The sequence below is a fragment of the Neobacillus sp. PS3-34 genome, assembly GCF_030915465.1.
GTDB lineage: Bacteria > Bacillota > Bacilli > Bacillales > Cytobacillaceae > Neobacillus_A.
This window is the reverse complement of sequence record NZ_CP133267.1, coordinates 958,703-972,677: the sequence shown is the minus strand read 5'-3', so window position 1 is coordinate 972,677 and position 13,975 is coordinate 958,703. Positions and strand designations below refer to the sequence as shown.

At 39.8% G+C, this 13,975-nt stretch carries 14 protein-coding genes and 1 pseudogene; 13 read left to right on the top strand and 2 right to left on the bottom strand.

Going from position 1 to position 13,975, the window contains the following annotated elements:
* Positions 1–1,023: a SepM family pheromone-processing serine protease gene (locus RCG23_RS04835; RefSeq protein WP_308178804.1), complete on the top strand. Its 1,023-nt coding sequence runs from the start codon at positions 1–3 to the stop codon at positions 1,021–1,023.
* A gap of 107 nt (positions 1,024–1,130) precedes the next feature.
* A complete protein-coding gene (locus tag RCG23_RS04830) occupies positions 1,131–1,643 on the top strand; it encodes a CBO0543 family protein (RefSeq protein WP_308178803.1) in 513 nt (170 codons plus the stop codon).
* Positions 1,644–2,485: 842 nt separating this feature from the next.
* On the opposite strand, the gene RCG23_RS04825 is transcribed toward RCG23_RS04830, so the two are convergent.
* A complete protein-coding gene (locus RCG23_RS04825) occupies positions 2,486–3,700 on the bottom strand; it encodes a nucleotidyltransferase (RefSeq protein ID WP_308178802.1) in 1,215 nt (404 codons plus the stop codon).
* A gap of 253 nt (positions 3,701–3,953) precedes the next feature.
* Here RCG23_RS04825 and RCG23_RS04820 point away from each other — a divergent pair, with 253 nt between their 5' ends.
* The 4 genes from RCG23_RS04820 to RCG23_RS04805 all read left to right on the top strand — a co-directional run bounded on the left by RCG23_RS04820 (position 3,954) and on the right by RCG23_RS04805 (position 6,318).
* Positions 3,954–4,478, top strand: coding sequence for a YceD family protein (locus tag RCG23_RS04820; RefSeq protein ID WP_308178801.1), 525 nt, complete (start codon positions 3,954–3,956; stop codon positions 4,476–4,478).
* An 82-nt stretch (positions 4,479–4,560) separates the two neighbouring features.
* Positions 4,561–4,734, top strand: coding sequence for a 50S ribosomal protein L32 (gene rpmF / locus RCG23_RS04815; RefSeq protein WP_308178800.1), 174 nt, complete (start codon positions 4,561–4,563; stop codon positions 4,732–4,734).
* Positions 4,735–4,845: 111 nt separating this feature from the next.
* The gene (locus tag RCG23_RS04810; RefSeq protein ID WP_308178799.1) at positions 4,846–5,601 is read left to right on the top strand and encodes an enoyl-CoA hydratase/isomerase family protein; all 756 of its coding nucleotides are present in this window, start codon (positions 4,846–4,848) and stop codon (positions 5,599–5,601) included.
* A gap of 90 nt (positions 5,602–5,691) precedes the next feature.
* On the top strand, positions 5,692–6,318 hold the full coding sequence (locus RCG23_RS04805; protein ID WP_308178798.1) for an RsfA family transcriptional regulator: 627 nt from the start codon (positions 5,692–5,694) through the stop codon (positions 6,316–6,318).
* A gap of 223 nt (positions 6,319–6,541) precedes the next feature.
* On the opposite strand, the gene RCG23_RS04800 is transcribed toward RCG23_RS04805, so the two are convergent.
* Entirely contained in the window at positions 6,542–7,015 is a 474-nt protein-coding gene (locus RCG23_RS04800; protein WP_308178797.1) for an N-acetyltransferase, read from the bottom strand.
* 297 nt (positions 7,016–7,312) lie between these two features.
* On the opposite strand from RCG23_RS04800, the gene RCG23_RS04795 reads away from it, so the two are divergent.
* The 7 genes and pseudogenes from RCG23_RS04795 (at position 7,313) to bshC (ending at position 13,604) form a co-directional block, all read left to right on the top strand.
* Positions 7,313–8,653: an acetyl-CoA carboxylase biotin carboxylase subunit gene (locus tag RCG23_RS04795; RefSeq protein WP_308178796.1), complete on the top strand. Its 1,341-nt coding sequence runs from the start codon at positions 7,313–7,315 to the stop codon at positions 8,651–8,653.
* 15 nt (positions 8,654–8,668) lie between these two features.
* Complete coding sequence (locus tag RCG23_RS04790) at positions 8,669–8,881, top strand: biotin/lipoyl-containing protein (protein ID WP_308178795.1); 213 nt, start codon at positions 8,669–8,671, stop codon at positions 8,879–8,881.
* A 39-nt stretch (positions 8,882–8,920) separates the two neighbouring features.
* Positions 8,921–10,461: pseudogene (locus RCG23_RS04785) on the top strand (acyl-CoA carboxylase subunit beta).
* A 100-nt stretch (positions 10,462–10,561) separates the two neighbouring features.
* Complete coding sequence (locus RCG23_RS04780) at positions 10,562–11,053, top strand: 2-dehydropantoate 2-reductase N-terminal domain-containing protein (RefSeq protein WP_308178794.1); 492 nt, start codon at positions 10,562–10,564, stop codon at positions 11,051–11,053.
* Between the two features lie 7 nt (positions 11,054–11,060).
* Positions 11,061–11,462, top strand: a complete 402-nt coding sequence (locus RCG23_RS04775; RefSeq protein WP_308178793.1) for a ketopantoate reductase family protein — start codon at positions 11,061–11,063, stop codon at positions 11,460–11,462.
* A 5-nt stretch (positions 11,463–11,467) separates the two neighbouring features.
* On the top strand, positions 11,468–11,854 hold the full coding sequence (locus tag RCG23_RS04770; protein WP_308179966.1) for a DUF3397 domain-containing protein: 387 nt from the start codon (positions 11,468–11,470) through the stop codon (positions 11,852–11,854).
* A 115-nt stretch (positions 11,855–11,969) separates the two neighbouring features.
* Entirely contained in the window at positions 11,970–13,604 is a 1,635-nt protein-coding gene (gene bshC, locus RCG23_RS04765) for a bacillithiol biosynthesis cysteine-adding enzyme BshC (RefSeq protein ID WP_308178792.1), read from the top strand.
* Positions 13,605–13,975 lie beyond the last annotated feature (371 nt).

Sequence of the window (13,975 nt, the reverse complement as noted above, 5' to 3'; positions counted from 1 at the left end):
ATGCGCAGCAGGTTTTCTTTACGCCCATTCATTATAATCACTGTTATTTTAATTGCAGCCATGTTCTATTCATTGCCTTATTATGTGTCCAAACCTGGAATGGCAAAGGAACTCGAACCGATTATTAATGTGGAGAACGGTCAAGATGAAAGCGGAAGTTTCATGTTAACAACTGTCCGGATGGGGCAGGCGAATATATACTCATATCTTGCGGCAAAGTTAAGCAAGTATCAGGAAATCTATCCTATCGATATGATAAGAGATAAAAAGGAAACGGATGAAGAATACAATGCCCGCCAGCTTCATATGATGGAGGGTTCGAAAGAGAATGCGATTGAAACAGCATTCCATAAGGCGAGGCTTCCTGTTCATTACCGTTATAAAGGTGTCTATATACTTGAAGTGGTCCCCGGCATGCCTGCAGAAGGCAAGCTTAAAACTGGCGACAAAATTTTTAAAGTAGATGGGCAAATATTTGATTCCGCAGAAAAGTTTACTGATTATGTCAGAAAAAAGCATGTGGGAGATTCCATTTCATTAACCTATTCAAGGGATGGTAAGACCCGGCAAGTAAAAATGGCTTTAAAAAAATTCAAAGACGATCCTTCTAAGGTTGGAGTAGGAATTGGTCTGGTTGATGATAAAGATATTATTACAAATCCGCATGTAAAGATTAATACAGATGAGATTGGCGGTCCATCGGCGGGATTAATGTTTTCTCTTGAAATTTATAACCAGCTTACAAAAGAGGATTTGACAAAGGGATATCAAATAGCAGGTACTGGAACGATTTCTCCTGATGGAATAGTGGTGCCCATTGGTGGGATAGAGCAAAAGATTATTGCTGCTGACAAAGCAGGGGCAGAAATCTTTTTTGCCCCAAATGAAAAGGGGGCAGCGGACTCCAATTATCGGGCTGCGGTGAAAACGGCTAAGGATATTGGAACAAAGATGAAAATTGTGCCTGTAGACACCTTTGACCAAGCAGTTAGGTATTTGAGTAAATTACGGCAAAAAACTTAAGGTTTATTATTTCTTAATCTTAAAAACATGCTACCAGGCATGTTTTTTCTTTTTGTAGAATAAAGGAATCTTTTATATGGGAAAATAAAAATAAAAAGGGAATTTTTATGTATCTTTTATTAGTAATATTGGTTTATATCTTTTTCGCAAAAATATTTGTCGATTGGAAGAAGTGGAAGGAATATTATCCAACAATCCAATATTTTATCATTAGTAATATGCTATATAATTTTATTTTTTATCAGCATACCCTTTGGGCGTATAAAGCAGTGACCGTTAAATGGTTAAATCATACGCTTATTGAATTGGTTTTTTCTTTTTTCATCATCCCTGTAGTCATAATGATCTACTTAAGATATCTGCCGAAAGGGAAAAAAATCCTTGTATATATTGGTATATGGGTAGCCTACTTTTCCTTCCTGGAATTCCTATTTGTCAAGAAAGGAATATTTATATATGAAAATGGCTGGGGCATTATTTGGTCTACTCTGTTTAATATTATTTTGTTCGGCATGGTCACCATTCACTATAAACGGCCCATGGCAGCTCTAATATTATCCGTCCCGGTAATGGCAGTTTTACTCTTTATTTTCCATCCTTCCCTCTCAGAACTCAAATAACATGAGGAGGATTGGAGGATGATTTTAATGGAATTGGGTGACGGGCCATATTAATAATATACTTATCTACCCGCGTGTTTCTCTGTTTGGTTATGGCAGTATACGTTTGCATGGCATTATATTTGTTATTTAAAAAAAGAGAGGATAAATAGAACAGTATCCTTTTAACATAGTGGCGGCTTTCCAAGATTGACAAAAAACGCCCTTTGAGTATGAAACTGTCCTTCATAAGCCCGATGAAGGACAAAAAATACCTGGTGAAGAGGAAAAAAGTCCTTCATCAGTTCGATGAAGGACAAAACCCGTCAGGTGAAGAGAGAACCTGTCTTCAATAAGCTCTATTGAGGACAAAACCACTCAGGTGAAGAGTGAAACAGTCTTCAATAAGCCCTATTGAGGACAAAACCACTCAGGTGGAGGGGGAAATGTCTTTAATAAGCCCGATTTGAGGACAAAATTCCTTAGGTGAAACGGAAAACGGTCTTTAATAAATCCGATTAAGGACTAAACCTCCCAGCTGAGCACGAAAAATCTAAAAAAAGAAGGCTGTTTTTGTAAACTTTGTTGCTATTTAGAGTGAATCAGATGGTTGATAAAGAAGTTGATTGGAGCGGAAGGTGCGAGATCCTCGAAAATGCTATCGCATTTCCTTCGTGCGGTGTTGATTCTAGGGAGCTGATTCAACGTCCTGCGGGAGCAGTGGGACAGGTGAGACCCCGCAGTCGCTTCAGCGGCGAGGAGGCTCACCACCCACCCCGCGGAAAGCGAGCATCCTGAAGCGGAAATCAACTACTACTAAAAACAACAATCTTTTAGAAAACAGCCAAAAAGAAATATCTTTATCAAGGAATACTGATAGGGGGCTGATTGTATTCCATATTAAGAAGCTTCGTCTGATTTTTTCCAGTCAATGCACAAGAATAAATACGCCCTGCCTTAATATCAAGTGAAAGAGAAGACAGCTTGCTGGAAGAAAGTCTGGAAACGAGTGGAAGTGAAAAATGGGACTTCATCTTTTTTAAGTAATCTCGTCCATTTTGGGACATTCCTAAAAGTCTTAAATAAGAGGCTTTTTCATTGCCAGCCAGCATTTCCTCTTTCCGGGCATTGGTTAATATATGTACACAAATACGTTGGAGCCTTGTCCATGTATAACGCTTTGTTTTAACTTCTTCCATAAAGCCTGAGAAGGACTCAGCATTTGCGGCTGCTCGTAACAGCCTATTTTCCAAACCCTCTTCAATTTCGTATATTGTTCGCAATTCTTCCGAATTCATTTGAAGCAGCCTGAATTTTAATAATGGCCAATAGCTTTCCCAGTTATGGAACAGTCCATATACATTATAATAATTTTCCAACAGCTCGAGCGTAGAAGAGGGAATGAACTGTCCAATCTGCTCCCGGTCTGCAGTATCTCCGAAAATTGCTTTTCTGATGCTCGTAGCACTGGCGATGGTCGCGGAGGAAAAATGTTCATCATGATATTCAGCCTGTTTTCGCTGTATTGTCATAGGCTTAATTGAACTTTTCTGTCGCATAATAGCCTTAATATATTCATAGCCAAGAATGTTATTCGGTTTGGATAAATTCAGGAGGTTTTTATCAGATGCCAGTTCAGTAAATGAAAGTGACTGGGCTTTAGGGTAACTCACGCCTGTTTTTATATATTGGTTTATTTTTTTTTCAAACTCTTCATTGTTTTCGGCAAGAAAATTTAATGTATTCGTAAAAGATGAAATATCACCATTTTCACTGCCGAAACAGAGGGATTCGCACCCAGCTGCTTCTAAAATAGAAACAGCACCATTAGCAAAAGTTTCTGCTTTTTGTGTTGCAAACAAATAGGGAAGCTCTAAGACGATATCTGCACCGCCCAGCAATGCCATTTTCGACCTAGTCCATTTTGATACTAGTGCAGGCTCACCTCTTTGAAGGAAATTTCCGCTCATGACAGCAATGACTACATCAGCGCCAGCCGCTTCTCTGGATGACTGCAAATGATATGCGTGGCCATTATGAAAAGGATTATATTCAACGATTAAACCGACTGCTTTCATTATCCTGATCTCCTTAAGTGAATTCATTTGTAATATTTTTATTTATAATAACAAATTAACCCAATCAATGATTATTTTCAAATTGGCAATAGGTTTGCAAAAAAAGATAAAGGATACACTTAATAAGAGATCCTTTCCGTGGTAAAATGGATGTCATGCACCGGAAAATCCGCAATTCCAGGTGTAAAGAAAAAACATTGACAAAAAATTATTCGAAGGCTATAATTACCTTTGTTGCCTTGAGGTGATTCAATTGAAATGGACATTAAGCCAATTGCAAAAAAGTCGAAACAAGGATTTTTTAATCGATGAAACCATACAGGTAGATGAGATTAAAAATGATGATCCAACCATCCGGGATGTGTCACCAATCCATGTAACTGGACGGGCCGATATTGGCTCGACAAAAGTGACCTTCCATTTAAAGATAGAAGGCTATCTCGTTCTTCCTTGTTCTCGCACATTAGTTGATGTCAATTATCCAATTATTGTCGAAACGACTGAAACATTCCTCTTAAACGGTTCAGATTTTGAAACGGAAGAGGAGGTTCATCAAGTAAAAGGTGATGTCATCGATGTAATGCCCGTCATTAGAGAGATACTTTTACTTGAGGTTCCAATGCAGGTTTTTTGCGATGATAATATTCGTGAAGGAGCTGCTCCGCAATCCGGAAAGGGTTGGGAAGTTGTTCACGAAGAGGATCAGTCGAAAAAGATCGATCCGAGACTCGCTGAGCTCGCAAAGTTTTTTGACGACAACAATTCTTCCGATTCATAATCGGCAAAAAAAGAAGCAAAGTGAAGAACCAGATAAACTGGCCTTCATTACTTTCTTAATACTCTTTAAGGAGGTGGGAAGAATGGCTGTACCTTTTAGAAGAACATCTAAAACTGCGAAAAGAAAGCGTCGTACTCATTTTAAATTAAATGTACCTGGTATGGTAGCCTGCCCAAACTGTGGTGAAATGAAACTTGCTCACCGCGTATGCAAAGCTTGCGGAACATACAAAGGAAAAGACGTTGTTAACAACTAATTTTCGTTAGGATAAAAAGCACAAGGAGCTTAATGCCCTTGTGCTTTTGTCGTTCCCAAACTTTTTAATACATACTAATGAGTTAAATCTTACACTGGGGTGAAAGCTGTTATGGATTACTCGATAGAAAAGCATGAAAATGGAATCTTATTTTTTACGATTGAAAGAGAAGAAAGAAGAAATGCGATCAACTATGATGTAATGCTTGGACTTCAGGAGGCAATTCTTCTAGCTGGAGATCCGTCCATAAAAGCGCTTGTTATTACAGGAAGCGGTGAGAAAGCATTTTGTTCTGGAGGGGATCTCTCTGTTTTTCACACCCTTGAAACGAAGGAAGAAGCGTATTTCATGCTTTCGAAGATGTCCGACATACTATATGATTTGCTTGTTCTCCCTAAGCCGACTGTTGCATTGATGAATGGCCATGCTGTGGGAGGAGGCTGCGAGCTGGCTATCTCCTGTGATTACCGTCTTGCAAGAAGAGGAACCAAGGCGGGATTTATCCAGGGAAAACAAGCCATCACAACTGGCTGGGGAGGCGGGTCGATTTTAGCGGAAAAGCTTTCGTATTCCGCAGCATTTCCTCTTCTCAGCGAGGCGGAAGTTAAACCGGTTGAATATTTAACGGAAATTGGGTTTATTAATCAACTCTACGATACTGACCCTAGAATTGCCCTAAATGCCTTTCTTGAAAAAATGGTGGAGCGTAATGTTAATGTACTGCTGGCTTACAAAATGATATGGATAAACAAATGGAAGGCAAGCGGCCTGCAGCAAAGAATTCAGGAAGAAGTCCGAACTTGCTCTGTTCTGTGGGAGAGCGACGCACATCATGAATATGTTTTTAATTTTCTCAATAAGAAATAATGAATAATTATTAATTTGGCTTTAGGATATCAGTCTATCTTTTCTAGTAGATGCATATGTATGAATAAAAACACTAGGGGGGATTTTCTGATGTCACCAACTCGTCAGGATGCATGGACACAAGATGAAGATTTATTGCTTGCAGAAGTGGTTTTAAGGCATATTCGGGATGGAGGAACACAGCTTCAGGCTTTTGAAGAGGTAGGGAGGAAGCTTTCCAGAACATCAGCGGCATGCGGCTTCCGCTGGAATTCATATGTTCGCAAGCAATATAAAACAGGAATAGAACTTGCAAAAAAACAGAGGAAGGATGCTAAAAGAACTACTCCTTCCGAGAATCCAGTTGCAGCAAGCGTAACAGTCGATGTTCAAGTTCAGGCTCAGCCAGAAATGAATACCGAAAATGGGGATATAAACTTCCAAGACGTTTTACACTTTTTGAGTCGCCTTAATGAAAGAGCTGAAGCATCCTTCAACATGGAAGATGATAAAGAAAGAAACACTGAAAAAATAAAAGATTTAGAGAAAAAAGCATTTTATCTCGCCGCTGAAAATGAAAAGCTTGCAAAAAATTTAAAAGCGATAGAAGAAGACTACCGTTCCTTAATTGAAATTATGGACCGTGCAAGAAAAATGGTGGTTCATCAAGAAGAGGACCGGCAAAAAAAAGTTAAGTTCCAAATGGATAAGAATGGAAACCTTGAAAGAATCGAATAATATAAAAAAGCGGACAGCCATGTCCGCTTTTTTGTCGTTTAGGAAATTATTAAATTGAATGAAGTGGATAACTTCTACAAGTTGTATTAATCTAGCTACAGCGCCCAGCCCCTCGGGGTCATAAGCCATATCACTCCAGAAATCGGGATTTCCTGCGTGATTCGTCTTATGCCTGTCGGGGCTAACCAGGGCGCTTGCGCTTTTATTCATGAAAAAAATCTTCTTAATATTTTTGTGCCCCTACACCCTCTGGATACCAGACAAGAGGATTCTCTCCGCGATCCCGTTCCACATCGTAATCTACGCTCGTAAAGCCCATTTTACCCCAAAATTCATTTGATTTAACACGAGGATTTGTCTTAATAGGGAGGCCGAAGCCTTTGGCGAATTCAACTAACGCTTTACCATATCCTTTTCCCTGATAATCTGGCAACACTTCTAATTTCCATAACTCCAAATAGTTTTGAGATGGATAGAAGTAGCGGTCAAATTTAGCATCCACCTGATAGAGGCTCATCCTTGCAACCAACTTATCTCCGAAGTAAATACCATAGAATGGGGAATCGCTTTCATCTTCGATAATGTTTGCTTCAAGATCCTCTAGCATGGAAAGTTCCTGAATGCCGTATTCCTTGAATTTCTTAAATTCTTCGAGAGTTTTAAAGTTAACTTTTAATTTTGTGATTTTCGCTGCCATAAAAATACCCCCTTGAATGATACTCATCTTTATATTGTATATAGCAGATGAAATTTGAATAACATTAAAATAAAAATACTTTTTAGTATCTTCATAAATTATTATTTTTATTATATAACAAAAATAGTGAATCTTCCAACAGTGGAGAAGGATCCCTCTCTGAAGTTGGACTTATCGGCAAATCTAAATTTCTTCTTGAATCCTTAGCAAGCGTTTTCAAAATTTGCAGGAAATTCAGCAAAACTTGTAGAAAGATATAGTAATGTGGGGTAAATAGTGGTAGAAAGGGGAAATACAGTGCAAAAAATTTTAATTGCCAATAGAGGAGAAATCGCATTAAGAATTATTAAAACATGCCATGATATGGGGATTGAAACCGTAGCGGTTTATTCAGATGCTGATAAAGAGATGCCTTTTGTTAAGGCGGCTTCAAAGGCGATTAGGATTGGTGAAGCGCCTGTAAATAAATCATACCTTCTGGCAGATGTAATTCTTGAAGCTGCAAAACAGGAAAAGGTTGATGGAATTCACCCGGGATATGGTTTCCTGTCCGAAAATGCTGCTTTCGCGCAAATGGTTGAAAAGGAAGGCATGATTTTTATCGGCCCCAAAGCGAAAACAATTGAATTAATGGGTGATAAAATTATTTCGCGCCAAACAATGGAGCAGGCAGGTGTTCCTGTCGTTCCAGGTTCAGGAACTGGAATCCAGTCCCTTGAAGAAGCTGTGAATCTTGCCCAATCAATCGGCTACCCGATCATGCTTAAGGCAAGCAGCGGAGGAGGCGGAATTGGAATGATCCGCTGTGAAGATGAGCAAGCGCTCGTTAAGTCCTTCGATTCCACTAAGGCAAGAGCAAAAGCATACTTTGGATCTGATGAAGTATTCATAGAAAAATATATTGCTGAAGGAAGACATATCGAGGTGCAGGTGTTTGGTGATCAATATGGGAATATGGTCCACCTTTTTGAAAGAGATTGCTCAATACAAAGACGCCACCAGAAAGTGGTCGAAGAGTCTCCGTCACCGTTCCTGTCTGATGCGGCAAGAGAAAAGATGTTTGAAACTGCGCTTCAGGCTGCCAGGGCCGTTCAATATGTAAATGCTGGGACAATAGAGTTCATTGTCGATGAAAATGAAAATTTTTATTTTCTGGAAATGAACACAAGGCTGCAGGTAGAGCATCCGGTGACAGAACAGGTAACTGGACTCGACTTGGTGAAATGGCAAATTCTCGTTGCGAGAGGCGAAAAATTGCCATTGCTTCAGCCGGAAATTACTTCAAGCGGCAATTCTGCAGAGTTTCGACTATACGCAGAAGACCCTGTCCGGTTTCTGCCGTCGCCAGGCAAAATTACGGTAATGCAATGGGCAGGTAACACAGATGCTCGTATCGATAGCGGTTATACAGAAGGAGATACTGTAACTCCTTTTTACGACCCGATGATTGCAAAATGTATTTTTCATGGGGAAACGAGACAGGAAGCATTAATGAAAGCTGAATCGTTTTTCAAAGAAATGAAAATAGAAGGCATTAAAACCAATGTCCCGTTATTTTTGTCTATTTTATCTGATCGGGACTTTCAAAATGGAAGCTATACAACCAGCTTTTTGGCAAATGCAAAATTAGTGAAATAACAGGGGGAATTAACGATGAAAGAAATCACATCTACTATGGCGGGAACGGTTTTAAATGTAATGGTTACAGAAGGTGCACCAGTGAATGAAGGACAAGAAGTACTAATGCTGGAATCGATGAAGATGGAAATTCCTGTTGAAAGTACTACTCAGGGTACAGTTAAAGAACTGAAGGTAAACATTGGGGACTTCGTTAACGAAGGTGACGTCTTAATCGTATTGGAATAGCTTAATTTGGTGAAAAGACCGTACAAAGGGGAGGAAAAAATGTCTGAAAATATAACAATCAATGAGGGCTTGCAGGAAAAACGCAAAACAGTCGAAGCGGGAAGGCCGATTCGAAATATCATGAAAAGCTGGCAGAGCAAAATAAGCTGTTTGTACGTGAACGGCTTGCGTTGTTATTCGATCAGGGAAAATATGAAGAGGATGGGAAATTCGCTAATTTCCAGGCGGAGACCTACCTGCTGACGGTGTAGTAACAGCGATTGGGAAAATCAACGGGCAAACTGTGTGCGTAATGGCGAATGATTCAACGGTAAAGGCCGGTTCGTGGGGAGCCAGGACGGTTGAGAAAATAATAAGAATCCAGGAAACTGCCGAAAAACTGAGAGTTCCTTTATTCTATCTGGTAGATTCTGCTGGAGCGAGGATAACGGATCAGCTTCAGATGTTTCCTAACCGCAGGGGCGCAGGCCAATTTTTTATAATCAGGTGAAGCTCTCCGGGATGATCCCACAGGTGTGCATACTTTTTGGCCTTTCTGCTGCAGGTGGCGCTTATATTCCGGCATTTTGTGACATTGTTATAATGGTTGACCAGAATGCTTCTATGTACTTAGGCTCACCGAGAATGGCGGAAAAGGTGATCGGCGAGAAAGTTACGCTGGAAGAAATGGGCGGGGCACGCATGCATTGTTCGGTTAGCGGCTGCGGCGATGTTCTTGCTTACAGTGAGCAGGAAGCAATCGAGCAAGCCAAAAAGTATATTGGGTATTTTCCTGCGAATTTCACCCAAAAAACAAAAGTCATCGAGGGAACTGCTCCGAAGGAAGGACGGCCGCTCGAAGCTGTTATTCCTGAAAACCAGAATGCCCCCTTTGATATGTACGAATGTATTGATAATTTGATTGACCAGGGCAGTTTTTTTGAAGTGAAAAAACTGTTTGCTTCTGAGCTTATTACAGGTTTTGCCCGGATGAATGGTAAAGTGGTAGGGATTATTGCCAACCAGCCAAAGGTTAAGGGTGGTGTCCTATTTGTAGATTCTGCAGATAAAGCAGCCAAATTTATTCAGCTCTGTGATGCGTTCCATATCCCATTGCTTTTCCTGGCGGATGTGCCAGGGTTTATGATTGGCACAAAGGTGGAACGTGCAGGAATCATTCGTCATGGAGCGAAATTGATTGCCGCTATGAGCTCGGCAACTGTGCCAAAGATTTCTGTAATAGTCAGGAAGGCATATGGGGCAGGATTATATGCCATGGCAGGCCCGCGTTCGAACCTGATTGCTGTATTGCGCTGCCGACAGCCCAAATTGCTGTTATGGGTCCGGAAGCAGCAGTGAATGCTGTCTATTCCAATAAAATAAACGAAATTCAGGATCCAAAAGAAAGGATTGCTTTTGTCCAGGCAAAGCATCAGGAATACAAAGAGCATATCGATATTTATAAACTAGCGTCCGAATTGATTGTCGATGAAATTGTTGCCGCATCTGAATTAAGAGAGACCTTAGTTCAACGGTTTGCTTATTACGAAACAAAAGAATTAAATTTTAGTGTCCGAAAGCATCCGGTTTATCCAGTATGATCATGATCCCTTTTCGATTTTTTTCGAAAAGGGATTTTTATGCTTTTTTTGGGTTGCGGTTTTGGTAAAATATTCTTAAAAGAAAAAAAGAGGGATACATATGAAAATTGCTATTATCGGGGCAGGATCAATAGGTCTATTATTTGCTGCTCTCCTAAAACAAGCTTTTCCTCTTACTTTATACACTAGGACCAAGGAGCAGGCTGAAGAAATTAATCGGAACGGAATTGTTGTAAAGAAAAACGGACTCCATATCACATCAAATGTAAACGCTCTGCCGATAGCTGAATACAGGGGAATGGAAGATTTAACAATTGTAACCGTAAAACAATATCAGCTTCAAGAAGTGATAGCATTAATCAATAAGTCCCAAGGGAAAAAAGAAGGCATACTTTTTTTGCAAAATGGAATGGGCCATTTAGAATTGCTACCGAATGTGCTTTCTGACAATGTGTTTGTTGGCTCGGTGGAGCACGGTGCTTACAAAGAAAATCCTTTCACTGTTTGCCATAGGGGAGAGGGCTTGACTAAATTGGCGGTTTTCAAAGGGAATAATGAATTATTAACAGAGCTGGCCAAAGAGGCCTTCTGATTTCCCAATGGTCATAACAGATGATTTTTATGAAATGCTCTTGGGAAAGTTGGTTGCCAATGCAGTGATAAATCCATTGACTGCCATTCTTTCAGTTGAAAATGGACAGTTAATCGATAATCTTTTTTATTTTAATGTCTTTCAGGACCTGTTTGAAGAAATTGCAGATATTCTTGAATTGAACAATCGTGATGCTTATTTTCAGCAGGTGGTGGAAATATGCAGAAAAACAGAGGATAATCGCTCTTCGATGCTGAAAGATATTGAAGCAAAGCGAATGACTGAAGTGGATGCTATTTTGGGATTTGTTGTGGGAGAAGCGAAGAAAAAGAAAAAACAGGGACCGTTAACAGAAAGCTTTTTCCATCTTTTGAAAGGAAAGGAGCAAAACAGGGAGGGTTTGAATTGAGCGGGGTGTTGTCTTTTCTATTTACACTGCTTATTACAGTGCCGATTTTATGCTATTTTATTGTCTTTGTCATTAGTAAATGGCTGACCAAAAATCAACGAAAATCCATACATCATGCCTCTGATTACAGTACGCTTTTCTTTATTTTTTCCGTCCATTTTCTTATTTTAACGATATGGGGGAAGTCCCTTTTCTGGATTATGGTTTTATTACTTCTTTTTATTGCAGCAATCTTTGCGGTCGTCCATTGGAAAGTGAAGGGGGAAATTATTTTCACCAAGGTTTTTAAGGGGTTTTGGAGATTTAATTTCCTGATGTTTTTCATTGCATATATTGCATTAACTTTCATTGGTCTTCTGATTCGAGTCACAGAATACGCAGAACTGCTCTAAATGTCCGTAAGAAATTTTTTCATGACATTGCAAGCAAAGTTTTTTTTCAAACGCTGCTGTAAATGCTATACTCGATAGGAATGAATATTGGTTGACCAGAAAGGAAGTACAATGAATGGAGATGTTAAATCTCTCTTTGCCAGCAACGAACCGTTTTGCATCAAGTTATTTAGAACAATCCGATGAAATATTGCCATTTTTCCATTACCGTTTTGACCAAAAATCGGATTATCAAGAAAGATTAAATGAATTAAAAAATAGATCTTTTCCGCGAAATGAAGTTGCTGAACATATTGAAGACTATATGAGCAAATTTCCTTCGTCGTCTGCTGTAAAAGAGTCCATTGCAAAACTAAGGGAACATAATTCTGCCGTCATCATCGGCGGGCAGCAAGCCGGTATATTGACGGGTCCCCTTTATACAATACATAAGGTTATTTCGATCCTTAAACTTTCCGAACAAAAGGAAAAGGAACTTGGAATTCCTGTTGTGCCTGTTTTTTGGATTGCGGGTGAAGACCATGATTATCATGAAGTCAATCATGTGTATGTTCCGGTAGAGAAAAGAGCGGACAAATGGACATATCCGGAAAGAGTGCTGCAAAAGAAAATGGTTACGGACATACCATTGGATCGGGAAGTTTGCCTGTCATGGGCTAAAAATTTGATTGAGAATTTCGGTGAAACAGACCATACAAATAGTCTCATCGAGTTTATTGAGCAATCCTTATCACGGGCAGCCAGTTTTACGGATTTCTTTGCTGCTATCATAATGGAACTATTTAAGGATGAAGGACTCTTAATTGTGGATTCCGGAAATAAAGAGCTCCGGCATATCGAAAAAAGTATATTTGAACAGCAAATTACCCATCATGATGTCATTACCTTTTCTCTCCTAGAGCAGCAAAAAGAAATAAATGAAAAAGGTTATTCTCTGACAATTGAAGCTGGTGAGAATAGTGCGAACTTATTTTTTTATGAACCAGAGCTAAATGAACGGATTTTATTGGAGTTTGACAGAAACAAAGACATGTTTGTGGGGAAAAATGGGGCAATTTCTTTTTCAAAAGAGGAATTATTGGAAATTGCGCTCCATCAACCAGAAAAATTAAGCAATAATGTTGTAACAAGGCCGTTAACACAGGATTTGCTTTTTCCTACACTTGGCTTTATTGCCGGTCCTGGTGAAATTGCGTACTGGGCAGAATTAAAGAAGGTTTTCGAGCATTTCGCTATTAAAATGCCTCCGATCGTTCCCAGACTAAACATAACCTTGCTGGATCGTTCCATTGAAACAGATTTGCAGGATTTGCAATTGGATATAAAGGAAGTTCTCAGCAGAGGAACATCAGTTGAGCGGGAGAGTTTCCTCGAATCTATCAAGGATAAGGAACTGGAAGAGCTGTTTTCTGACACAAGAGAGAAACTGATACAGCAATATCGTGAGATCGAAGATAAGACAGCACAAATGGACCGTGGACTTCTTCCTCTTTTAAAAAAGAATGAAGAAATTCTCATTCAGCAAATTGGGTTTATGGAATCACGTATCGAGGATTCCATTCGAAGGAAGCATGATGTAATCCTTAGTAAATTCACAAGAATCGATCTTGCACTAAGGCCTGAAGGGTCCCCGCAGGAAAGAATATGGAATGTTTTTGATTATATGAATCTCTATGGACTTGATTTGATTCGTGATCTCCTAACATTACCTTTTAAATTTGATGGTCAGCATAAAGTAATTAAGTTATAAAAAACTTCACCTCCATGGTGAAGTTTCAGATTGTCGACAAAGGCAGCGAGATAGCTCTCGCTGCCTTAGGTTTTTAGAAAAAATTCATTTGGAAGGTGTGATTTGCGCTCCAGGTGCTTGCTTTCCGGGGGCGTTCGTCGAGACTCCTCGGCGCAAGGGAGCGCCTGCGGGGTCTCGCCTGGAACGCTGATCCCCCAGGAGTCAAGCACCTTCCGCTCCAATCTACTAGTACCGTTCCCATGAGAACGATAAACCAGATCATTGGTGCTTTAGTGCGCCTTTTTAGCCACCTGCCATGTCCAGGTGGCCAGTTTCTTCAGGTTCATGGCAGCAAACGTAAGCATCTCCAGCATGGACAATTTTTTCAGCCC